This window comes from Aestuariivirga sp. (assembly GCF_046093005.1).
GTDB lineage: Bacteria > Pseudomonadota > Alphaproteobacteria > Rhizobiales > Aestuariivirgaceae > Aestuariivirga.
The window spans coordinates 1-22,440 of sequence record NZ_JBJTER010000027.1 but is presented as its reverse complement, the minus strand read 5'-3'; the positions used below and the strand labels follow the sequence as shown (position 1 = coordinate 22,440).

Below are 22,440 nucleotides of genomic sequence, written 5' to 3'. Positions count from 1 at the left end.
GCCGCGGTGGCGGCCGGCGCCGAGGCCCTGGCCCGTCTTTCGGGCAAGCCCGGCATGGTCACCCGCGGCAAGATCGCCGAACTCTATCACGCCGACTGGGTGAGCCGGGAGGGCAGCCTGGCGCTGGCTGATCCGGTGCTCTTGGCGGATGGATTCGCCGAAACCGTCCAGTGGTACCGCGCCGCCGGCTGGTTGCCTCCGGTGCGAGGCGCCGTTACAACCCCAACGCCTTCAGAAACAGCCCGATGACCGACACCGCCGCCCAGATCTGCAAGCTGCTCGCGCCGTTCAACACCAACGGCGCCGTGCTTTCATCCAAGACCGACATCTCGACCGACCTCAACATCGATTCCGTCACGGTGATGGATTTCGTGATGGAGGTCGAGGATCACTTCGACATCGAGATTCCGCTGAACGTACTGTCCGAAACCCGTACCGTCGAGGACCTGGCGAAGGTCGTCGATGCCCGTGTAAAAAAAGGATAGAACCATGGATCTTCTCGCCAAGCTGCAGGGCATCGCTGAACGCCACGCGCGCGTGAGGGCGCTTGGACTCGAGGGTATCGGGGTCGTCAACGAGCAGATCCTCTCGCCCACCCGCGCCATCATCGACGGCCGCGAGACCATCCTCGCGGGCACCAACACCTACATGGGCATCACTTTCGATCCGGACTGCATCGCGGCGGGCCAGAAGGCGCTGGCCGAATTCGGAACCGGCACCACCGGCTCGCGCATCGCCAACGGGTCCTTTGCGATGCACGGCCAGCTCGAGCGCGAATTTGCGCGCTTCCTGGGCCGCAAGCACTGCATCGTCTTCACCACCGGCTACCAGGCTAACCTCGGCATGATGTCTGGCCTGGCCGGTCCGCGCGACACGATTTATCTCGATGCCGATTCGCACAGCTCGATCTATGATGGGTGCACGCTCTCGGGCGCCAAGCTGGTGCGCTTCCGCCACAACGACGCCGCGGACCTCGACAAGCGCCTGAGCCGCGGTGAAGGTGACGGCGGCGGGAAACTGGTGGTGCTCGAAGGCATCTATTCCATGCTCGGTGACCGGGCGCCGCTCGCCGATTTCATCGCGGTCAAGAAGAAGCACGGCTTCCAGCTGCTCGTCGACGAGGCGCATTCCTTTGGCGTGCTGGGCGAGAATGGCCGCGGTCTCGCGGACGAAGCGGGCCTCGAGCAGGATGTCGATTTCCTGGTCGGCACTTTTTCCAAGAGCGTCGGCGCCATCGGGGGGTTCGGCGCGGGCGATCACCCCTACTTCGAGTATCTGCGCTATGCGATGCGCCCCTATATGTTCACGGCCTCGTCCTCGCCCGCTTCGATCGCCACCTCGCTCGCGGCGATCCGCAAGCTGGCGGCGGAGCCGCAGCGCCGCAAGAAGCTGAAGGAGAACTCGGCGCGGCTGTTCGAGGGCTTCAGGTCGCTCGGACTTGATCTCGGATGCGGCGTGGCAAGCCCGGTCGTTGCCGTCAGGTGTCCGGACGAGCCGTCCACGCTCGCCATGTGGCATGCGCTGCTCAGGGCGGGCGTCTATGTCAACATCGCGCTCCCGCCCGGCACGCCAAACAAGCTCTGCCTGTTGCGGTGCTCGGTTTCGGCCGCCCACAGCGAGGCTGAGATTGACCGCATCATCGGCCTATTCAGCGAAGTGGTGGCGCAGGGCCATGGCCGAAAAGTGGCCAATGGTTAGCGTGCGCTCCTAATCCCGCGCTAGCCTGTGAGGAAGCTGAAGGCCGGGCCGGTCTCAAGCAGCAATGGCGCGCGCGGCGGAGCGAAGAACTCGCCGTCAATCACAAACACGGTTTTCGAGCTTACCTCCAGCCGCTCGCCGCAGAAACTGACCGCGCCCGCCGGCGCCCTGCGGTTCTCAGCCCCATACATGACGGGAATGGTCCAGCGCAGCACGGACGGCACGGGATAGGGCAGCACGGTGGTGCGGATGGGCCCCGTCTTGCCGCCCCAGAATGGCCTGGCGTTGAGCGCCAGCTTGTCGAGGGTTGTCGACATCTGCAGCAGTTGCGGGCCTTCCGCGAGGCGCTGGCCGCCGGCATCGACGGTAATCGCAAAAGGCCTGTCGAACCGGCTTTCATCATCGTTGGCTGGTTTGCCGAGCAGATGCTTCCTGAGCGCCGCAAGCAGCGTGCGCGCCACCGCCCATTGGCCGCGGACGCCGCGCTGGTTGAAGGCCTGCTGGCAGTAGCGGGTAGCCTCCGCCACCGCGCCGGTGCCAACGAACATGCCGTGGCGCGCCTTGCCGTCGCCCGGATTTGCGCAGCGGATTGTGTGCCTGATGGCTGTTCCGGAGGCCGCTGGATTGCGGATGAAGGCCGCCTCCGCTTCGGTCGAGCGTCCGCGGAAGCCGATGTCGTTGGCGGAAAGATTGGTGGTGCCATGCGGCAACAGGCAAAGGCGCGGCGTCTGGCGGAACATTTTGCGTTCGGCGATTTCGGTGAGGATTTCCTGGATGGTGCCATCGCCCGAACTGATGAACAGATCGGTCACGCCGTCCCGCGCCAGACCGTCCAGTATCTGGCCAAGATCGCCGAACCGCTGTAGAGTCCGTATACTGATGTTGTGATCCCTCGCCAGTTTCGCGGCCAGCGCCGTTCCCTTGCCGCTCGCCTTTCCGGCTTGCGGGTTGATGATCAGCCCGATATGCCGCGCCGGGCTTGCCGCCGCACCGCTCATGGCTCAGATCGTCTCGGCCCGCAGCGTCAGCATTGCCGCAAGCGCGCCGAAGGCCGCCACGGGCAGCCATGCCGCGAGCCAAGGGGCGACGAAGCCTAACTCGCCCATGGTCAGCGCAATGCCGTCGACGATGAAATAGATGAAGCCGATGCCAACGCCGGCCGCGAACAACACGCCAAGCCCGCCGCCGCGCCGGAAACGGGTGGCCAGCGGCACGCACAGGGCGATCATCAGGAAGCCGGTAAAGAACATGGCGATCCGCTTGTTCGCCCAGGTCTCGTAGACCCATACCGGGCGGATGCCGAAGCCCTCATTTTCGATGAAATAGCCGATTTCTTGGTACGACATATCCTCCGGCGCGCCGGACCGCATGCCGGCCACGGCGGGCCTGATGTCGCCCGAATAGACCATGGTATCGAGCCGCGATGGCTCAAGATTTTCCCGGTAGTAGACGACGACCCCTGAAAGTTTCCAGCGCCCGCCGGAAAGCTCCGCCGCCGCGGCGTAAATCTGCTCCCGGAGCAGGCCTTTTTCGTCGCGCCGGAAGATGATGACGTTCTCGAGCTGCGTCGACTGCGGATTGGCGCGTTCGGCGCGCAAGATGTCCGGGCCGGACCGCATCCAGATTGGATCTTTCTCGCCCAGTTTCAGCTTTTCGCTGCCGTAGTCGCCAACACCCCATTCACGGAGCTGGGGCGTGGTCCATGGAATGGCGGTATTCGCCAGAAAGAACAGCAGCCCGCCGGCCACGAAGGCCATGGGAAGCAGCATCAGGATCATCCGGAAAGGCGACAGGCCGGCCGCCCATATCGCCGAGATTTCGTTGCGATAGCTCAGTTCCGTGAGGGCCAGCAGCATGGCAAGCAGCATGCTGATGCTGACATAATTCGCGAGGACGGCCGGCGTCCGGTAGGCCAGGTACCGGAGGATGATGGCCGGATCGCCTGGCTGCAGCGCCTGCAGGTCCTTGGCGCTGGCCAGAAGCTCAAGCGACAGAACGAAGATCGTTATACCCAGCAGAATGCCGAAGAAACGGAAGGCCACCATCCGGTTGAGCATCCACCCAACAATCTTGATCATGCCGTTTCCTTCCATCCAAGGCGCCGCGTCAGCGTGGCGCGGAGGCCGCTGGCGAACTCTCCCGCCCGGTCGATCGTGGCGCTCACGGGGTCGTTCCGCAGCGTGAAGCAGGTTCTCGTGTAGCGCCAGCCCGCAAAGGCGCCAAGCAGCAGGAATGGCAGCCACATGGTCAGCAGCGGCGGGGCAAGGCCATTGTTCGACGCCGAGGCGCCCTGCTGGATCACTTCGTTGTAGGCCACGATCAGCACCAGCGCCGCGGCGGTGCGGAAGCCGCGGGCGGTCCGGCGCGAGCCCACCGCGAATGGAATGGCAAGAAATGGCAGGACAAGGATGCTCGCCGCGGTGACCAGCCGCTCGCTGAGTTCGGAAGCCACTTCCTCGCGCGTGGCCTTGGGCGGCGGCGCGTCGAGTGCTGCGAACAGCTCGGGCAGCGTCAGTTCCCGCTCGTCAAGCCCGCGCGGGCGGAACAGATCCTTCGAGATGCGGCCCAGCGGCGTATCCGCTTCCAGGAACTCGGTGGTCTCGCCGGCCACTGGCGGATCGGCCCGCGCCGGGCTGGTTCCGAAGACAATCCGGTGGCCGTCTTTCAAATGCAAGGTGGGCCGCTGGCCATCCGGCTGTTCGATCAGCGCGCCTTGCGCCGCCGTCACCGTGTCCGATCCCTGGTAGCCCTTGTCATGATAGATGAAGGCGCGCTCAAAAGTGTTGTCGGCGCGGTTCAACCGGTCGAGGATGAAGGTGCTGTCGCCAGCCTGCATGAACACGCCTTCCTCGGCCAGATAGAAGATATCGACATTCTGAACTTCGAAGATCACCGAGCGGTAGGCATAGCGCGCATGCGGCTGCACCCATCCCATGATCGCCAGCGACAGCGCGCTCAACAGCATACCGAGCAGGATGACCGGCCGCGCCATGCGGTTGAGCCCCACGCCCGTCGCCATCAGGGCGTCGGTCTCGGAGTTCGCCGACATCCGGCCGAACCCGAGGAGAAGCCCGAGGAACAGCGCCGCCGGAAGCGCCGTGCCCAGATAGTGCGGGGCCAAGTAGGCCAGCATCTCGAACACCACCGTGAACGAGCTCTTCTTGCCGAGCGTGGCGTCAAGCAATCTGACCATGCGGTCGGCGAGCAGCATCAGCATGCCGATCACCAGCGCGGCGGCCAGCGGCAGCGACACATGCCGCAAGACAAGCCTGTCAACGAGGCGGAGCAAGGCTTACTCCAGCGCCTGACTGCGGGAAACTTCTCATGGCGACTATGTAGCGCAGTCGGCGTTCACGAAGAAAGCGCGAATTCGGCCCTTGTGCCGACCTGGCGGGTCAGTGGATCGAATCCGCGGGAGGTCACCTCGATGACCCAGCGTCCGCCAAGGCGCTGGATGCGATAGAGGTTCCAGGCCGCCGCGGGGTGATGAGCGGCCTGCGCGCTCGAGGCCGATGGCACGCCGACGATGGAAACGGTTCCAAACCGCGATTTCAGCTTGTTCACCATGGGCTCATGGTTGTGCCCATGCAGCACCAGTTCGGCGCCCTGGGTTTCCAGCACCTCCTTGAGCTGCGGCGCATCGATCAGCGCCTTGCGCGGCTTGGCCAGCCCCGGAAGCGGCGGGTGGTGGAGCATGACGATGCGTGCGAAGCCCCGTTCGCGCAGGTCGCCGAGCAGGAAAGCCAGCGAGTCGAGCTGGGTTTTGCCCGCAAGGCCGCAAGCCCTGTGCAAGGGTTGCGGCACGGCGGTCGAGATGCCGATCAGCGCCGCGTTGCGGCGCAGCCGGACATAGGGAAACGGCGTCTCGATCTGGGCGGAAACCTCGGTGAGGGCAACCCGCATGTCGCCCTGCATGTAGGCCGCCAGATGCGAGAGGCCATGCCGCCAGTCGACGCGCACATAGGTATCGTGGTTGCCGGGCACGAAGCTGATCCAGGAGGCCTCGCCGAATGCCGCCAGCCAGCGCCCGGCTGCCCCGAATTCCGCATGGGCGGCGACATTGACGATATCGCCGGTCAGCGCCACGTGATCGGGAGCGGCGTCCACGATATCGGCGGCGATCGCCCGGGCAACGGCCACGCTGTGCAAGCGGTGACGGTTCAGCCGCCAGTTGACGGCGCCGACCGCGCGTTTCAGCCTGAAATGCTTGCGCGCCGCGCCCGCTGGCAGAGGCCCCAGATGCAGGTCGGAGAGATGAGCGAGACTGAACACGTTGGAACCCGGCCCCGCGCTAGGCCAGCGCCTTTTCATAGATTCGGTAAGTTTTGTAGGGCTTGCCGCCGAAGGTTTCGATTATCTTTCGCATTGGCAGATTATCCTCGAGGATCCATGAAAGTTCGGCTTCCCGGGTGCCACGGCTCACATGGTAATCGAACACCCGCATGATTGCCGCAATCACCAGGCTCGCGCCCAACGCCGTGTTGTGATGCCTCGAACGCAGCCCCATGAGCGGCATGCGCACGGCAGCCGGCGGCCGCGCAAACATGTTCCAGGCCAGTTTGGTCCAGCCAAGAGGCAACAGGCGGCCGTTCAGTTGCTTGATCCAGCGGTTGGCGTCCGGCAGTGTCACGGCCATGGCGGCCGGCTCACCGCGGTATTCGGCGATGGCGACGAAATCACCCGTCACCAGCATCGAAAGGCTTTTGCCCAGCGCGACCATTTCGTCTTCGGTCCATGGCACGAAGCCCCAGTTCCCCGACCAGGCGTCATTGGCGATATCAAGAATAATCCGCAGCTCCGAGTCCAGCTTCTTCTTGTTCAGTGGACGGATTATCACATCCTTGTCGGCGTTGGCCCGTTCATTCGCCGCCCGGAGGCTGCGCGGCAACTCCCCGGTCTTGAGGAATTCGTAGGCGAACAGGTCCTTGGCCTTGTTGAACCCCAGCGCCTCCAGGTGCGCGGCGTAATAGGGCCGCGCGTGACCCATCATGATTGAGGGCGGCGCGTCAAAGCCTTCGATGAGCAGACCCACTTCGTCATTGATGGAAAAGTTGAACGGGCCCTGAATCTTCGAGGCGCCCCGCTGTCCGAGCCATGCGGCGGCTTGCTGCATCAGGCTGGAAATCACGGCGGCATCGTCTTCCGCTTCGAGGAAGCCGAACTGTCCCGCGCCGTCCTGATAGCGGGCTGAGCGCAAGGCGCATAGCTGCGCCGAGATGCGGCCAACCGGCTTGCCGTTCCTGAAGGCGAGGAACAACTCCACCTCGGCATGACGGAAATAGGGGTTCTTGCGGCGGTCCAGGTGCTCGTAACGCTCGGCATACAGCGGCGCGACCCAATGCGGATCATCCCTGTAGAGGGCAAAGGGCACATCGAGGAAGGCCTTGAGATCGGCCTTCCCGCGCACTGGGCGGACGCTGACGGTCTGGACCATGAAAAGGGCATATCGTGCGCATATCCTAAACTCAAGACCGCTCGCGACGGCGTTCCGGGCGCGGGTTCACCTTGACGTCAGTCTGAAGGTGGTTTATCGGCCTTTCCATGTTCGGAATCAGCCAGATCCGCCTGCGACGACGAGCCCTGTGCCGGCGCGCGCCTGCGCGTATCTGATCGCCTCCGGACGTTCCACTCGCAGCCATCCCGCCTTGCGCCGCGTCGGTCCCGCCGGATTTTGAAATACACTCATTCATCCGGATAAACATCCATGTCGGGCCCCATTGCCTGCGAAGATTCCACCCCGCAAGATGCGGACGCCGTCGAACACTTGCTTGATCTCAGCTTTGGTTCTGACCGCAAGACCAAGACCTCTTATCGGCTGCGCCAGGGAAGCGCCCCGGTGCCTGGGCTGTCGCTCATCGTCCGCGACCGCGGGGTGCGGCTGTCGGGAACCATCAGCTTCTGGCCTATTGCCATTGGAGGCAGCCAGACCCCGGCCCTGTTGCTGGGGCCGTTGGCCGTCCACCCGGACCGGCAGAAGCTCGGCATCGGGCTGGAACTGATGCGCGCAGGTCTCGGCCGCGCCAAGGCGCAAGGGCATGGCCTGGTGTTGCTGGTGGGCGATGAGCCCTATTACGCGAAGGTGGGGTTCCGGAAGGTCCCGGAGGGCGTGGTCACGCTGCCGGGGCCGGTCAATCCGGATCGCCTGCTCTATCTCGAATTACGCGATGGCGCCTTTGATGGCGTCGCGGGGATGGCGCGGCCCGGCAATTCATCTGCCTTCGCGGAACCACATGGCGCCGAGGCCTAGCAGCAGCGCCGCCAGGCTCAGCAGCGTGGCGAACAGCGGAATGTCGGCCACGGCGGTCACCCTGTGCGCGTCATTGGCGCGCAAGCCCATCCAGCCCGAGCCCGTCATCGGCCGTCCGGCACTGACTTTGACCACTTGCGGCATGCCGTCCTCAAACCATTGCACGCTGCCGCCCGTGGCCGCGGCCACGGGGCCGAGGATCGACGTGGTGGCCGCGACATTCGCCATTTCACGCGCATCGCCGCTGCCCGCCGCCGCCACCGCCAGCAGCTTGCCGTCGCTGAGCCGGTGCAGGCCCGCTTCGGTGACTGGCAGCGAGGCCTGGAAGCGGCCCGGCGATGTTTCCCGCAGCGTCAGCGTTTCGGTCTTGCCGGAGGGTAGCGTCACCGTCACCGGCTCGGCCTTGTCGGCCATGGTCCGGCGCTCGATCACCAGGTCCTTGCCCACCTGGCGGCCGCTGAGCGCCTCTTCCTCGAGATCCGGCTCCTTCATCAGCCAATGCGCCATCCGCCGCAGCAATTCGGTCTGCGGTCCGCCGCCCTCGAAGCCGCGCGCCCACAGCCAGCCCTGGTCGGACAGCAACTGCGCCACCCGGCCCTCGCCGTAGCGGGAAAGCACCAGCAAGGGCTTGTCTTCCAGGCCGGACATCAGCGTATCTTCGGGTTTTGCCTCGGTATCGACCAGCCTGAACCAGCGGCCCCAGCTCGGCGGTTCCGCGGCTGAGCCTGGCAGATCCCTGGTCACCGGATGTTTCTGGCCGGGCCGTGTTAACTCAGGCTTGAACGCGCCTTCCAGCACCTCGCCGGTCGGCGCCGCGGCGATGATGTCCGAGAGCGGCGTGAAATAGAGGCCGTCATCGCCCGCGAGGTCGGGGCCGGAGGCGATCAGCACCGCGCCGCCCTCTTCCACATAGCGCACGATATTGGCCATATAGGCGGCGGGCAGCACCGTCTGCCGCCGGTAGCGGTCGAAGATCACCAGGTCGAACTGGTCAAGCTTGTCGACGAACAGTTCCCGCGTTGGAAAGGCGATCAGCGCCAGTTCACGCGTCGGCGTGCCGTCCTGTTTCTCGGGTGGCCGCAAGATGGTGAAATGCACAAGGTCGACGGAGGCGTCGGCCTTGAGCAGATTGCGCCACGTGCGCTCGCCCGGATGCGGCTCGCCCGACACCAGCAACACCCGCAGCCGGTCCCGCACCCCTTCGATCACCGTCACGGCGCGGTTGTTCTGTTCCGAAATTTCGCCTTCGAGCGGCGGGGCGGCAATCTCGACGATGTTCTGTCCGCCGTGCCCGACCGTGACCGGAACATCGACCGCCTCGCCCGGCATGACCTCGATGATCGCCGGCGCCTCGCCGCCTGCCGATATGGCGACGGACACCGGCGTCCCGGGGCCGTTCACCTCTTCGAGGCGAAACGAAACCGTCTGTTGCTGCCCGACAATGCCGAAGCGCGGCGCCTTCTCAATGGTGATCTTGCGGTCCTTCTCAGACCTGGAGCCGGTGATGAGGCCATGCAGCGGACCGCCGATCCCTGATTTTGCCGCATCCTGCGGCGCGTCATGCACGATGCCGTCGGTGATCATCACCGCGCCCGCGAAACGCTCGGGCGGAATCTCGGCCAGCGCGCGGTTCAGCGCCTCGAAGCCGCGCGTGCCGTCATCTTCGGCGCTGATGCCGGACTTGACCTCGACGACGCGAAGCTCGGTGTTGGGAAGGCGCGGAATCGCCTCTTTGAGCGCCGTCTCGGCCTTGGCGGTGCGCGCCAGCCGTTCCGGGTTCTGCTGGCTGAGCGAACGGTCGACAACGACGACCGCGATATCGCTCAGGGCCTCGCGCTGTTCGCTGCGGATGGTCGGGTTGGCAAGTGCGGCCAGCAGCAACAGCAAGGCCGTGGCCCGCAACAGGCTGCCGCGGGAACGCGATGCGGCCAGCATGGCCACCAGCACCAGGCCGATCACCGCCAGCGCCGTGATCAGCGGCCAGGGCAGCACTGGCGCGAGGCTCAAGCTCCAGCCGCTCATTGCCCCAGCCTTTCGAGCAGCGCCGGCACATGCACCTGGTCGGCCTTGTAGTTGCCGGTCAGCGCATACATGACGATGTTGATGCCGGTGCGGAACGCGAATTCGCGCTGCCGGTCGCTTCCCGGAATTGCGGCGTAGAGCGGCTCGCCCATGTCGTCCATGGCCCAGGCGGCGGCATAATCATTGGAGCCGATGATGATGCCGCTGACGCCGTCGGTGGCCCCGGCATTGGCGCCGGCGCTGTCGGCGGTCTCCACCCACAGCTTGCCGCTGTCATAGCGGCCCGGGAAGCGGTCAAGCAGATAGAAGCTCTTGGTCAGCACATGGGCTGGCGGAACAGGTTCCAGCGGCGGAACATCGAGCTTGGCCAGAATGCGGCGCAGCGCTTCTGACGAGGCGGTGGCGCCGCCGCTGAGCGCATCGCTTCCAGCGCCGTCCTCGCGGAGATCGAAGAGGATTGTGCCGCCGCCCTTCATATAGGCGTCCATGCGGGCGAGTGCCGCATCGGAGGGCACCGTGGCATCGGGCTTCACGGGCCAGTAGATCAGCGGGAAGAACACCAGTTCATCGCGTTCGATGTTGATGCCGGTGGGCGCCCCGGCCTCGACCGAGGTGCGGTCGCGCAACATCTCGCCCAGCCCTTTCAGCCCTTCCTCGCTGATCCGGTCGATCTCGGCATCGCCGGTGATCACGTATGCGAGCCTCGTTTCGAGGGCGTTATGCATGGCGAATGTGTCATTGCCCTGTGCCTGCGCCGGCATCGCCTGCCAGGCCGCCAGAAACAGCAGGGCCAGTGCTGCGGGCGCTGTACCGCCGCGCTGGCGCAACCGCTTCAGGCCCCCGCTCATCACCAGTGCGGCCAGGCAATCGGCGAGGAACAGCAGCATGGCCAGCGCGAAGGCATAGGGCGCCAGCGCCAGGGCCGGGCGCGGGCTCAGGCTGCGGATGGCAATCGCGTCGGGGAGGCCCGCGATGGCGGTCAGCCTGTCGCCGCTCCGGGTGATGTTGATGGCGCGCTCCTGTTCGCCGCGGCGGTAGAGGCCGGCGGGGGTTGCAGCGCTAACGCTTGCCTTGTCGATGGCCGCCGCCGGAATAGGCTGAATATCCGGCGACGGGTCGGTGAGATCGCCGGCGCCGTTCAGTTCCCGGTAGGGCGCGAAGGCCTGGGCGTCAGCGGACGCTGGGCCGCCACGCATGCCGCCGCCGGCCGCCGGAGCAATGTCGAGCACCCGGCGCAGCATTTCCACGAACAGGCCGGAGATCGGCAGGTTGGACCAGTCGGCATTGGCGGTCACATGGAACAGCACGATCATGCCCTTGCCCTGTTTCGCCGCCGTCACCAGCGGCGTGCCGTCGGCGAGGCTCGCCCATACCCTGTCGGGCAATTCGCTGTCGGGTTCGGCCAGCACCTGGCGGTTGACGGTCACGCCGGGCTCGGCGCCAAGCCCGGCAAAAGGGCTCGCCTCGGGGAAGGCCTGCAAGGGCTGCGGCGTTTCCCAGCTCAAGGCACTGCCCAGCGCCCGGCCGCCTTCGCGCAGCCTCACGGGGATCAGGCTATCCTGCGCGCCAGCGAGGCGCGGCCCCGCGAAGCGCAGCAATAGCCCGCCATTATCGACCCATTTGGATACCATCTCCTGCTCTTCCGGCGGCAGCACGCCGATGTCGGCCAACACCAGCATCGACAGGCCCTGGTCGAGCAGGTTCTTGAGCGCCGCCGCATCGGTTGGCGCCGACAGTTCGACATAAGGCTCGAGCGCGCGGGAAACATAGTAGAGCGGTGAGAGCAGCGGCTGCGAGGCTTCGGCAGCGGCGCCGGACATCAGCCCCACGGTTTTCCGCCGCCAGCGGTCATCCATCAGGAAGCTGGCCGCGGCATGGTTCTGGCCTTCGAGGGCGATGCGGCCCACCTCGTTGCGCAGTTCCACCGGAAGCTCGATGGCCGCTTCGGCCTTGCTGGCGCCAGCGGTGAACCGCAGCTGCGCTTCGCCCAGGCTGCGGCCGTTGCCGGCGCGGGCGATCGCTTCGATCGTCTGTTCCGGGCCACCGGCGACGCGCAGCGCCGTCACCTTGATGCGTCCACCATTGAAACCGGGGCTTGCCAACGCCACCGGCAGGCTGGCCGCCTCGGGCATGATCGCTTCGACGCGGGCCCTGCCGCCGGCGAGACCCAGAAGGCCTTTCGCGAAGTCTGTCGCCTCGCCGCTGTCGATCCCGTCCGAGAGCCACACCACCTGCAGCGCCGCGCCGCCGCCAAACGCCTGTTGCAGGCGGGTGAGCAGTGCGGCGCGGTCCGGGTCCATGGCGCGGGGCGCCAGTGCGGCGGCGCGGGCGCGCACATCCGCCGCGGCTTGCGGCTCCAGCGCCTGAGGCCGCAGCGTGGGCGTTGTCGATGCCAGCGTTACCGGAGCGCCGGCCACCGCCGCGGCGTCGAGTATCTCGCTCATGATCCTCTGGCGCGTGTCCCAGTCCCGCGCGGCTGCCCAGCCATCATCGACGACCAGCAGCAGCGGATCGCGCGCGGGCGCTCCGGCGCGGTCCGGCGCGTAGAAGGGCTGCGACACGCCGATGATCACCAGCGCCGCGAGCGCCAGCCGCAGCAGCATCAGCCACCACGGCGTCTTGTCCGGCTGCTCCTCGCGGTTGACCAGTTCCAGCAACAGCCGCACCGGCGGAAAATTCACCACCGCCGGCTTGGGCGGGGTGAAGCGCAACAGCCACCAGATCACCGGCAGCAGCAACAGGGCGGCGAGCGCCAGCGGCGTTGCGAATGTCAGGGCGGAGAGCAGGTTCATCGCGCCGCCTCGCCGGAAATCCGCGCATGCAGCGCCAGCAGCACCGGGGCCGGCGGCTGGTCGGTGCGGTGGATGGTGAAGCTCCAGCCAATGCGGCGGCAGATGTCTTTCAGCGCGGCGCGGTGCTGTGAAAGCTTCTCCGCATAGGCCTCGCGCAGCCGCTCGGCGCGCGCCGACAGAAACTTGATGGGCCCGGCCATCTCATGGAACTCGACGCGGCCATCGTAAGGAAATGTTTCCTCGGCGGGATCGGCCACCTGCACGAGATGGCCCTTGACGCCCGCCTCGGCGATCGGGGTGATCGCGGCGGCGATCTCGGCTGGCGGCTCCAGAAAATCGCCAGCCAGGATGGCGCTCGAGTAGCGCGGCAGCCGCGTGGCGGCGGGCAGGGCAGCGCCCTGGCGGGCCAGCATCCAGCCGGCGATTTGCACGAGTTGCCGGCGGGCATGGTCGGGCGCGAACGGCGCACCCAGGGCGCCGACGCGCTCCTGCGCCTTCACCGCCAGCGCGGCGAGGCTGAGGCCCAGGAGTTCGGCGCGTGCCCGCTTGCTGACCGGCGCCAGATGCGAGCGGAAATCCATCGAGATGGAGGGCGATGCCCAGACCCACAGCGTGTTGGCGGCTTCCCATTCGTTTTCGCGGATGAACACCCGGTCGGAGCGCGCCGATTTGTGCCAGTCGATGCGCTGGGTGGAATCGCCGAAGCTGTAGGGCCGGTATTGCCAGAAGGCTTCGCCGGGTCCGGCGCGCTTGCGCCCATGCTCGCCCAGCATCAGCGTCGCCGCGATGCGTTCCGCCTCGACGAGCAACGGCGGCAGGGCTTCGGCCTGCAAGGACGCGCGGCCGGCAAGTGCTAAGGCTTCGGCGTGCTGCATGTGATCAGGCGATGAGGCGGGAAAGCCGCTCGATGGCGCTGTCGATGGTGTGGCCCTCGGCCCGGGCGCTGAAAGTCAGCGCCATGCGGTGGCGGAACACCGGGCCCAGCAGCGCCATGACATCGTCAAGCGAGGGCGACAGCCGGCCTTGCAGCAAAGCGCGGGCGCGCGCGCCCAGCATCAGCGCCTGCGAGGCGCGGGGCGATGGCCCCCAGGCCACGTTGGCGTTGACGAATTCATCGGCCTCGGGGCCAGGGCGGGCGGCGCGCACCACCCGCAGGATGGCGTCCGCCACCTGCTCGCCCACCGGGATCAGGCGGGTCAGGCGTTGCGCCTGCATCAGCTCGCCGCTGCTGAGCGTGGCGTCCACCGCCTCCTCGGCGGCACCCGTCGTGGCGAACAGCATGCGCCGCTCGGCCTCGAGCGATGGGTAGGGCACGTTGATCTGCAGCAGAAACCGGTCCAGCTGGGCTTCGGGCAGGGGATAGGTGCCCTCCTGCTCGATCGGGTTCTGGGTGGCAAGCACATGGAAGGGGCGCGGCAGGTCATGGCGGAGCCCCGCCACCGTCACGTGGTGTTCCTGCATCGCCTGGAGCAGGGCGGACTGGGTGCGCGGCGAAGCGCGGTTGATTTCGTCGGCCATCAGCAACTGGCAGAAGACGGGGCCGGGCAGGAAGCGGAACTGGCGGCGGCCGGCCTCCGACTCCTCGAGCACTTCGGAGCCCACGATGTCGGCTGGCATCAGGTCAGGGGTGAACTGAACCCGCTTTTCGGCAAGGCCCAGCACCCGGCCCAGCGTGGTGGCAAGCTTCGTCTTGGCGAGTCCGGGTGCGCCCACCAGAAGGGCGTGACCGCCGCCCAGAATGGCGGTCAGAACCTGTTCCACCACCAGATCCTGGCCGAAAATGACCTTTCCGATGGCGGCCTTGGCCTGTTCCAGACGTCCCGCGGCAGTTTCCAGTTCGGCGACAATCTGGCGGTCGGCTTCGCTGATGCTTGGCATGATCCTCACGGCTGTTGCGCACCCCGCCAGGCATGGCGCGGCGCTTGCTTTTTTGAATTTCCAGTCTCGGCAACGAGAATGGCCTAAAAGAGGCGGCAGTGACAGCCCCTTGGCTTGTGTTATGAGCAAAGCATGACAGCGGATCACCAGGATGCGGGCAATCCCCTGAAAGGACTTGCGGCGGCCCGCCAGGCGGGGGCGAAGCCGCCCGTTCATCTGTGGAATCCGCCGTTCTGCGGCGATATCGACATGCGCATCGCCGCCGACGGCACCTGGTTCTACCTGAATTCGCCGATCGGCCGGAAACCGCTGGTGCAGCTTTTCGCCTCGGTGCTGCGGCGCGAGGAAGACGGGCGTTACTACCTTGTAACGCCTGTGGAAAAGGTCGGAATCAGGGTCGATGATGCGCCTTTTGCCGCGGTGCGGATGGGCGTCTCCGGCGCCGGCCGGTCCCAGGCGATTCGCTTCGAAACCAATGTCGATGACGAGGTGACGGTGGACGCCGCGCACCCCTTGCGCTTCGCCGAGGAGCAGGGCACCGGCGGCCTCAAGCCCTATGTGCTGGTCCGGCCTGGGCTGGAGGCGCTCGTCAGCCGGGCCCTGTTCTACGATCTGGCCGCCGCCGGCACGGTGGAGGAGGGCTGGTTCGGCGTGTGGTCCTCCGGCGTATTCTTTCCGATGCAGCGCGCCGCCGAGATCGGGTTACCGGCGTGAGCGGGCGGTTTGACGAGGCAGTGTTCCGCGTGCTGGCGGCCAGCAGGCTTCACCCAGCGCCGCCCAACGTTCACCGCCGCAGCGACGATGACCTCAACCCGGAGGCCCGCATGATCCCGGCGAATGAAACGCCGCGCGCCGCGGCGGTTCTGGTGCCGCTCGTGCCGCGGGCCGGCGGCCTGAGCGTGCTGCTCACCGAGCGCCAGCCGCATCTCAGAAGCCATGCCGGGCAGGTGGCGTTTCCCGGAGGCCGGATCGATGACACCGATCACGGCCCGGTGGCGGCGGCGCTGCGCGAAACCGAGGAGGAGACCGGCATCGCGCCCGATTTCGTGGAGCCGCTGGGATTTCTCGATACCTATCTCACCAGCACCAACTTCCGGGTGATGCCGGTCGTCGGCCTGCTGCGCCCCGGTTTCACGGTCACGCCGCATGAGGCTGAAGTCGCGGCTGTCTTCGAGGTGCCGCTGTCCTTCCTGATGGACCCCGCCCACCATGAACGCCACGCGCGCGACTGGCAGGGCAAGCTGCGCCATTATTACGCCATGCCATGGGAAGGGCATTACATCTGGGGCGCCACGGCCGGCATGATCCGCAATCTCTATTCGCTGGTCTACGAGACGCCATGAGCAGCCTTCCTTCGCTGGCGTCGGCACCATGGCTGCGGCAGGCAGCCTTGCAGCGCGTGATGGCGGCCATCGCCGCGGCGGGTGGCGAGGCGCGGGTGGCCGGCGGCGCGGTCAGGAACGCGCTGATGGGCGAGGAGGTGACGGAAATCGACCTCGCCACCACGCTCTCGCCCGAACAGGTGACGGCCGCCTGCGCCGCCAAGGGTCTTGCCGTGCACCCCACCGGCATCGACCATGGCACGGTAACCGTGGTCGCCGATCACCACCCTTATGAGGTGACCACGCTCCGCCATGACGTGGAAACCGATGGCCGCCGCGCCACCGTGCGCTTCACCGGCGACTGGCAAGCCGACGCCATGCGCCGCGACTTCACCATGAACGCGCTCTATTGCGACGCCGATGGCGTGATTCATGACCATGTCGGGGGCTACCCCGATATTCTGGCCCGCCGTGTGGTCTTCGTGGGCAGCCCCGAACAGCGGATTGCCGAGGATTACCTGCGCATCCTGCGTTTCTTCCGCTTCCATGCCCGCTATGGCCACGGCGCGCCCGATGCCTCGGGGCTTGCCGCCTGTGTTGCGGCGAAGGCCGGGCTCGATGGGCTGTCGGCGGAGCGCATCCGCCAGGAAATGTTCAAGCTGATGGCGGCCAAGGGCGCGGTTCCGACCCTTCAGCTGATGGCGGAGGCGGGCATCCTCGAGCGTCTTCTTCCGTATACGGATGAGTGGCGGGTGCTCGCACGCCTGCCGGCCGATCCCCTGTTGCGGCTTGCCGTGCTGGCGCAACAGCCCGCCGCCATGAAGGGCCGCTGGCGGCTTTCCAATCATGAAGGCCAGCGGCTGGCGGCCATCGCCGCGCAGGCGCCGCCCACGCCGGACTTGCGGCCAGCGGAACGGCGGGTCATTCTCTACCAGACCGGTCCGGAAACCTGGCGGGATCTGGTTTCCATCGGCTGGGCGCGATCGGATGCGGCGCTGGATGATCCTGCCTGGCAGGATCTGCTCATGCTGCCGGAGCGCTGGCAGGCGCCGGATTTTCCGGTGTCCGGGCGTGATCTGCTGGCGCGCGGCATGGCGCCCGGCCCGGCGATCGGAGACGCGCTCGCGCGGCTTGAAGACTGGTGGGTGGCCGGCGATTTCGCGGCCAGCCGCGAAGACCTGTTGAAACGGCTAACATAAAGGAGAAGGCCATGGCTGATATTCTGGTGATGAAGACGAAGGGCAAATCAGCGCCGCCCGTTGACAAGGGCAAGCCCGACAAGGCGAAGCTGGTCAAGGGCAAGTACCGCACCAAGACCTGGAACCATTTCACCGGCGAGGACGGCCGGCTCTTCTGCGGCGTCTGGCATTCGACGCCGGGCAAGGTGAAGCTCGACTATAAGGAATGGGAGTTCTGCCATTTCATGGCCGGCAAGGCCATTCTCACCAATGAGGAAGGCAAGTCCTGGACGCTCAAGAAGGGCGATGCCTTCATCATTCCGGCGGGCTTCAAGGGCACATGGGAGACCGTCAAGCCGGTGCGCAAGCATTACGTGATCCTGATGCCGCCATCCAAGACAAAGACCAAGTGATGGGCCGGTCGGTCCTCGTCACCGGTTCGGCGCGGCGGATCGGCCGCCGGCTGGCGCTCGATCTCGCCGCCGATGGCTGGAACGTGGCCGTGCATTGCAACGCCTCGCTGGCCGAAGCCGAGGAGGTGGCGGCCGCCATCCGCGCGCTCGGCCGCCGCGTGACGATCGTGCGCGGCGATCTTTCCCATGACGATGTGCCGGACCGGCTGATCGCCGAGGCCTCCGCGGCGCTCGGTGGGCTCACGTGCCTCATCAACAATGCCTCGCTGTTCGAGCCCGACGAGGTGGGCAGCATCACCAGGCAGAGCTGGGCCGAGCACATCGACACCAATCTGCGGGCGCCGATCTTTCTGTCGCAGGCCTTCGCGCGGCAATTGCCGGACAGCGCGGAGGGTAACATCATCTCGATCATCGACCAGCGGGTGTGGAAGCTGAACCCCAAGTTCTTTTCCTACACGACCTCCAAATCCGGCCTGTGGACGGCGACCCGCACGCTGGCCCAGGCGCTGGCCCCGCGCATCAGGGTCAACGCCATCGGGCCCGGCCCGGCGCTGCCTTCGGCCCGCATGGACCAGGCGGAGTTCGACAAGCAGGCGGCGCTGACGCTTCTGGGCCGCGGTACGTCGCCCGAGGAGATTTCGGCGGCCGCGAAATTCATATTGTCGCAACCGGCGGTCACCGGCCAGATGATCGCGCTGGACGGCGGGCAGCATCTGGTCTGGCAGACGCCGGACGTGACCGAGGTGAACGAGTAATGAAGAAGCCGATCATCAGCCACCATGTGGCGAGCGCCGCCGCCGGGCTGCGCCATGTATTCGTGCGCGATCTCGAGCTCAAGGCGCTGATCGGCATCCATGAACGCGAGAAGCATGAGCCGCAGCGCATCGTGGTCAACATCGATCTCTCGGTGAAGGAGGGCGCTGGCCCGAAGGACGACGACATCAGCCATGTGGTGTCCTACGAGATCGTGGTGAAGAAAGTTGAGGCGATCATCGCCGAGGGCCACATCAATCTCGTCGAGACATTGTGCGAGAAGATCGCCGCCGCCTGCCTGCGCGACAAGCGGGTGACAGCGGCGCGGGTGCGCGTCGAGAAGCCGGACATCATCGCCAATGCGCGCAGCGTCGGCGTTGAGATCGAGAGGCGGCGGTCAATCGCGATGAATATTGATCAGGTCTTGAGTTCTCCTGTCCAGAAAGGGGAGGGAAACGGGATCATGATTGCAAGTGTCCTGCGTCTTCTCCCGCTCCTTCTGCGGGAGAAGAAGGGACCCGTTGCGGTACGCAACGGGGAGATGAGGGGAAGGTGGCATGGCAGGCCAGACGGTACGCTCCGATGTCCTCACCTCTCCCAGCTTCGTTGGGGCCCCTTCCGCTCCCGCTTCGCAGGAGAGGACGAAGACGGGTGCGTTCACTTAACCGCTCACTTGCGCTGGCCGCTCCGCCGCCAACGCGATGGAGACTCATGACTGAAGACCACCCGGAGCAGGACGGAGCACCGGACGCCGGCGCTGAAGTGATCCGCGACGCGGTGAGCCGGCTGCCGGGCAAGCCCGGCGTCTACCGCATGTATGACGCAAAGGGCGACGTCATCTATGTCGGCAAGGCGCGCAACCTGAAGAACCGGGTTTCCAACTATACCCGCCTTACAGGCCATTCCGGCCGCATCGCCACCATGATCTCGCTCACCCAGTCCATGGAGTTCGTGACCACGGCGACCGAGGCCGAGGCGCTGCTGCTTGAAGCCAACCTCATCAAGAAGCTGAAGCCGCGCTTCAACGTCATCCTGCGCGACGACAAGTCCTTCCCCTATATTCTCATCGCGCGTGATCATCAGGTGGCGCAGCTCGCCAAGCACAGGGGCGCGCGCAACCGCAAGGGCAGCTATTTTGGCCCCTTCGCCTCGGCCGGCGCCGTCAACCGCGCCATCAACACGCTGCAGAAGGCATTCCTGCTGCGCACCTGCTCCGACAGCGTCTATGCCAACCGCACCAGGCCCTGCCTGCTTTACCAGATCAAGCGCTGTGCCGCGCCTTGCGTGAACTATGTCTCGCCCGAGGCCTATGGCGAACTCGTCAAGGAGGCGGAGGATTTCCTCAACGGCAAGAGCCAGGCGGTGAAGGCCGAACTCGCCCGCCAGATGGAGGCGGCCGCCGAAGCGCTGGATTTCGAACGCGCCGCGAGCTTCCGGGACCGTATCCAGGCCATGAGCTTCGTCACCCAGACCCAGGGCATCAACCCGCAGAGCGTCGAGGAGGCGGATGTTTTCGGCCTGGCGCAGGAAGGCGGGCAGAGCTGCATCCAGGTGTTCTTCTTCCGCTCCTTCCAGAACTGGGGCAACCGCGCCTATTACCCCAAGGCCGGCGCCGGCCATGAGGCGGCAGAAATTCTCGCCTCCTTCCTCGCCCAGTTCTATGATGACAAGCCGGTGCCGCGGCTCATCCTGCTGTCGCATGCGATCGAGGAGCGCGAACTGCTGGAAGAAGCGCTCTCGACCCGGGCTGGCCATCGCGTGGAAGTGCTGGTGCCGCAGCGCGGCGAGAAGAAGACCCTCGTCGATCACGGCTTGAGCAACGCGCGCGAGGCGCTGGGCCGCAAGATCGCCGAGAGTTCCTCACAGGCGCGTCTGCTGGACGGCGTGCAGCGGGTGTTCGGCCTGGCGGAGGCGCCCGGCCGCATCGAAGTCTACGACAATTCGCATATTCAGGGCGCCAATCCGGTGGGCGTGATGATCGTGGCCGGGCCCGAAGGCTTCGTGAAGGCGCAGTACCGCAAATTCAACATCCAGGGCGAGGAGGCCAGGTCCGACGATTTCGCGATGATGCGCGAGGTGCTGACCCGCCGTTTCACCAGGCTGCTCAAGGAACAGGCGGAAGGGACGGAGGAAGGCTGGCCCGACCTGCTGCTGATCGACGGCGGCCAGGGCCAGCTCTCAGCCGCCCGTGCGGTGCTCGAGGAACTGGGTCTCTCGGAAATTCCGGTGGCCGGCATCGCCAAGGGGCCGGACCGCGATGCCGGGCGCGAGCACTTCTATCTGCCTGGGCGGGAGTCCTTCATGCTCGAGGCGCGCGACCCGGTTCTCTACTATATCCAGCGCCTGCGCGATGAAGCCCATCGCTTCGCCATCGGTTCGCACCGGGCGCGGCGCAGCCGGGCCATCGGCGTCAACCCGCTGGACGAGGTTCCCGGCATCGGCCCGTCGCGCAAGAAGGCGCTGCTGCAGGCTTTCGGTTCCGCCAGGGCGGTGGCCCGCGCGCCGGTGGCCGATCTTGCCGCCGTGGAAGGGGTGAGCCATGCTCTGGCCCAGGCTATTTACGACCACTTCCATGAGAGTGCAGAATAGTTCCCGAAATGAGCGGTATCGAATCAGAAAAGCCTTTGCCCTATTCGAAGGTGTGGAACCTTCCGAATATCCTCACCTATGGCCGCATCGCCGCGGTGCCGGTGGTGGCGGGGCTGTTGTTGTGGGGCGGTAACGGCGCCCGCTGGGCGGCGCTCGCGGTGTATGTTGTGGCCGCGATCTCGGATTTCTTCGATGGCTATCTGGCCCGGCGGTGGCAGCAGCAATCCTCGATCGGCCGCATGCTGGACCCGATTGCCGACAAGGTGCTGGTCGCCGTGGTGCTGCTCGTGCTCTGCGCCGATGACATCCTGCGGGGCGGCCACATCTGGGCGGCGGTGATCATCCTGTCGCGCGAGGTGCTGGTCTCGGGCCTGCGCGAATATCTCGGCGAGTTGCAGGTTTCGGTGCCGGTCACCCGCATCGCCAAATGGAAGACCGCGGTGCAGATGCTGGCCATTGGCTTTCTCATCGCCGGTCCGGCGGGCGATACGGTGTTTCCCTACACGACCGGACTGGGCATCGCCATGCTATGGGTGGCGGCGGGGCTGACGCTTTACACCGGCTATGATTACTTCCGGGCCGGTCTCAGGCATGTCGTGGACGAATGAAAATTCTCTATTTCGCACGTATCCGGCAGATCGCCGGCCGCAGCGCCGAGGAGGTGGAGGTGCCTCCCACGGTGGTGACGGTGGCTGACCTCATCGCCTTCCTCAGTGCCCGGGATGAAGCAGTGGCGGCGGCGCTGGCCGAACGCCGCACCTTGCGCGCGGCGGTCGATCAGGTTCATTCCGGGCTCGACGCGCCAGTGACGGGCGCCCGCGAGGTGGCGTTCTTCCCGCCGGTTACCGGCGGGTAGGATGGTTGATGACATCCGGAAATTTGCCGCGCCCGCATCGGCCTTTGCGGCGGCGGCCTCGGCAAAATGGCCCGGTAGCGCTGAAAAGTGATTCTTGCAGGGTGCGTCCCCTTCGGACTGCTGGCGGGCAGGCGCCGGGTGAGTCACCCTTCGCCTACAACCGCCACTCCAGCCGCAGCGTGCCGGCATTGCTCTGGGTGTTCTCGCCGAACATGCCGTCATAGGAGAGCCGCACGTTCAGGTTCTCCACCGCCAGCACGTCAAGCCCCACCGAGATATCGGCCAGAACATTGTCCATTTCCGTCTCGGTCATGAAACTCGGCGTGCCGCCCGGCGCGTCCAGGAACTGCGAGTCGATCTGCAGGCTGGTATCGCCGTACAAGGCCACACCCGCCTGGGCATAGGGCCTCACCAGCGCGCCATTCGCCATCTCCCACAGGCCGCCGATCTCCAGCATCGGGGTGGCTGACAGCAGCGTATCTTCCTGTGAGGACACATCAAGCCCGGCGCCATCGCCGCCATCCTCGCTGACATCGCCATAGGAGATCCAGGTGGCGTCAAGATCGACGATCGGCTTCGCATACCAATGGCCCATGTCAAAGAGATAGGCGGCGCGCAGCTTGCCGTGGATGTAGCCAAGGTCCTGGTCGCCCTCGGCGGAGCCGGAGAAACCGCCGAAATCAAAATCGCGC

Annotated in this window: 22 protein-coding genes and 1 pseudogene; 13 read left to right on the top strand and 10 right to left on the bottom strand. The window is 66.1% G+C overall.

Features of this window, described 5'->3' with window-relative positions:
* From ACKOED_RS01745 to spt, 3 genes and pseudogenes are all read left to right on the top strand, one after another.
* A pseudogene (locus ACKOED_RS01745) lies at positions 1-249 on the top strand (hypothetical protein); the annotation flags it as partial.
* Entirely contained in the window at positions 246-485 is a 240-nt protein-coding gene (locus ACKOED_RS01740; RefSeq protein WP_408914850.1) for an acyl carrier protein, read from the top strand. The pseudogene ACKOED_RS01745 and the gene ACKOED_RS01740, both read left to right, overlap by 4 nt.
* A 4-nt stretch (positions 486-489) precedes the next feature.
* The gene (spt, locus tag ACKOED_RS01735) at positions 490-1,698 is read left to right on the top strand and encodes a serine palmitoyltransferase (protein WP_408914849.1); all 1,209 of its coding nucleotides are present in this window, start codon (positions 490-492) and stop codon (positions 1,696-1,698) included.
* A 20-nt stretch (positions 1,699-1,718) separates the two neighbouring features.
* On the opposite strand, the gene ACKOED_RS01730 is transcribed toward spt, so the two are convergent.
* The 5 genes from ACKOED_RS01730 to ACKOED_RS01710 all read right to left on the bottom strand — a co-directional run bounded on the left by ACKOED_RS01730 (position 1,719) and on the right by ACKOED_RS01710 (position 7,132).
* Positions 1,719-2,696, bottom strand: a complete 978-nt coding sequence (locus ACKOED_RS01730; protein ID WP_408914848.1) for a diacylglycerol kinase family protein — start codon at positions 2,694-2,696, stop codon at positions 1,719-1,721.
* Positions 2,697-2,699: 3 nt separating this feature from the next.
* Positions 2,700-3,776, bottom strand: a complete 1,077-nt coding sequence (locus tag ACKOED_RS01725) for an LptF/LptG family permease (protein ID WP_408914847.1) — start codon at positions 3,774-3,776, stop codon at positions 2,700-2,702.
* Entirely contained in the window at positions 3,773-4,987 is a 1,215-nt protein-coding gene (locus ACKOED_RS01720; RefSeq protein WP_408914846.1) for an LptF/LptG family permease, read from the bottom strand. Before ACKOED_RS01720 ends, ACKOED_RS01725 begins: the two co-directional genes overlap by 4 nt.
* 62 nt (positions 4,988-5,049) lie before the next feature.
* Complete coding sequence (locus tag ACKOED_RS01715; protein ID WP_408914845.1) at positions 5,050-5,970, bottom strand: metallophosphoesterase family protein; 921 nt, start codon at positions 5,968-5,970, stop codon at positions 5,050-5,052.
* A 19-nt stretch (positions 5,971-5,989) separates the two neighbouring features.
* The gene (locus tag ACKOED_RS01710; protein ID WP_408914844.1) at positions 5,990-7,132 is read right to left on the bottom strand and encodes a dATP pyrophosphohydrolase; all 1,143 of its coding nucleotides are present in this window, start codon (positions 7,130-7,132) and stop codon (positions 5,990-5,992) included.
* 270 nt (positions 7,133-7,402) lie between these two features.
* Between ACKOED_RS01710 and ACKOED_RS01705 the strand changes: the two genes are divergently transcribed.
* Entirely contained in the window at positions 7,403-7,945 is a 543-nt protein-coding gene (locus tag ACKOED_RS01705; RefSeq protein ID WP_408914843.1) for a GNAT family N-acetyltransferase, read from the top strand.
* On the opposite strand, the gene ACKOED_RS01700 is transcribed toward ACKOED_RS01705, so the two are convergent.
* The 4 genes from ACKOED_RS01700 to ACKOED_RS01685 are packed head-to-tail and all read right to left on the bottom strand — an operon-like array spanning position 7,907 to position 14,637.
* The gene (locus ACKOED_RS01700) at positions 7,907-9,967 is read right to left on the bottom strand and encodes a hypothetical protein (RefSeq protein ID WP_408914842.1); all 2,061 of its coding nucleotides are present in this window, start codon (positions 9,965-9,967) and stop codon (positions 7,907-7,909) included. The two genes, ACKOED_RS01705 and ACKOED_RS01700, sit on opposite strands and share 39 nt — an antisense overlap.
* On the bottom strand, positions 9,964-12,759 hold the full coding sequence (locus ACKOED_RS01695; RefSeq protein WP_408914841.1) for a DUF4159 domain-containing protein: 2,796 nt from the start codon (positions 12,757-12,759) through the stop codon (positions 9,964-9,966). The genes ACKOED_RS01700 and ACKOED_RS01695 overlap by 4 nt, the downstream gene beginning before the upstream one ends.
* A complete protein-coding gene (locus ACKOED_RS01690) occupies positions 12,756-13,634 on the bottom strand; it encodes a DUF58 domain-containing protein (RefSeq protein WP_408914840.1) in 879 nt (292 codons plus the stop codon). The genes ACKOED_RS01695 and ACKOED_RS01690 overlap by 4 nt, the downstream gene beginning before the upstream one ends.
* A 4-nt stretch (positions 13,635-13,638) precedes the next feature.
* On the bottom strand, positions 13,639-14,637 hold the full coding sequence (locus tag ACKOED_RS01685; protein WP_408914839.1) for an AAA family ATPase: 999 nt from the start codon (positions 14,635-14,637) through the stop codon (positions 13,639-13,641).
* 132 nt (positions 14,638-14,769) lie between these two features.
* Between ACKOED_RS01685 and ACKOED_RS01680 the strand changes: the two genes are divergently transcribed.
* From ACKOED_RS01680 to moaD, 9 genes are read left to right on the top strand one after another with little or no spacing between them, the layout of a single operon-like run.
* The gene (locus tag ACKOED_RS01680; RefSeq protein ID WP_408914838.1) at positions 14,770-15,351 is read left to right on the top strand and encodes a DUF1285 domain-containing protein; all 582 of its coding nucleotides are present in this window, start codon (positions 14,770-14,772) and stop codon (positions 15,349-15,351) included.
* On the top strand, positions 15,348-15,980 hold the full coding sequence (locus ACKOED_RS01675) for a CoA pyrophosphatase (RefSeq protein ID WP_408914837.1): 633 nt from the start codon (positions 15,348-15,350) through the stop codon (positions 15,978-15,980). The genes ACKOED_RS01680 and ACKOED_RS01675 overlap by 4 nt, the downstream gene beginning before the upstream one ends.
* Complete coding sequence (locus ACKOED_RS01670; RefSeq protein ID WP_408914836.1) at positions 15,977-17,158, top strand: CCA tRNA nucleotidyltransferase; 1,182 nt, start codon at positions 15,977-15,979, stop codon at positions 17,156-17,158. The genes ACKOED_RS01675 and ACKOED_RS01670 overlap by 4 nt, the downstream gene beginning before the upstream one ends.
* An 11-nt stretch (positions 17,159-17,169) precedes the next feature.
* A complete protein-coding gene (locus ACKOED_RS01665) occupies positions 17,170-17,550 on the top strand; it encodes a cupin domain-containing protein (RefSeq protein ID WP_408914835.1) in 381 nt (126 codons plus the stop codon).
* Positions 17,550-18,305 carry an SDR family oxidoreductase gene (locus ACKOED_RS01660; protein ID WP_408914834.1) on the top strand — a complete coding sequence of 252 codons (756 nt, stop codon included), beginning with the start codon at positions 17,550-17,552 and terminating at the stop codon, positions 18,303-18,305. Before ACKOED_RS01665 ends, ACKOED_RS01660 begins: the two co-directional genes overlap by 1 nt.
* Complete coding sequence (folB, locus tag ACKOED_RS01655) at positions 18,305-19,018, top strand: dihydroneopterin aldolase (protein ID WP_408914833.1); 714 nt, start codon at positions 18,305-18,307, stop codon at positions 19,016-19,018. The genes ACKOED_RS01660 and folB overlap by 1 nt, the downstream gene beginning before the upstream one ends.
* Positions 19,015-20,892 (top strand): excinuclease ABC subunit UvrC, encoded by a 1,878-nt coding sequence (uvrC, locus tag ACKOED_RS01650; protein ID WP_408914832.1) that lies wholly within the window; start codon positions 19,015-19,017, stop codon positions 20,890-20,892. The genes folB and uvrC overlap by 4 nt, the downstream gene beginning before the upstream one ends.
* 8 nt (positions 20,893-20,900) lie before the next feature.
* Entirely contained in the window at positions 20,901-21,500 is a 600-nt protein-coding gene (gene pgsA / locus ACKOED_RS01645; RefSeq protein ID WP_408914831.1) for a CDP-diacylglycerol--glycerol-3-phosphate 3-phosphatidyltransferase, read from the top strand.
* Complete coding sequence (gene moaD / locus ACKOED_RS01640) at positions 21,497-21,748, top strand: molybdopterin converting factor subunit 1 (RefSeq protein WP_408914830.1); 252 nt, start codon at positions 21,497-21,499, stop codon at positions 21,746-21,748. The genes pgsA and moaD overlap by 4 nt, the downstream gene beginning before the upstream one ends.
* A gap of 154 nt (positions 21,749-21,902) precedes the next feature.
* Here moaD and ACKOED_RS01635 read toward each other — a convergent pair.
* The coding region (locus ACKOED_RS01635; RefSeq protein WP_408914829.1) for an autotransporter domain-containing protein at positions 21,903-22,440 on the bottom strand (538 nt) is incomplete at its 5' end.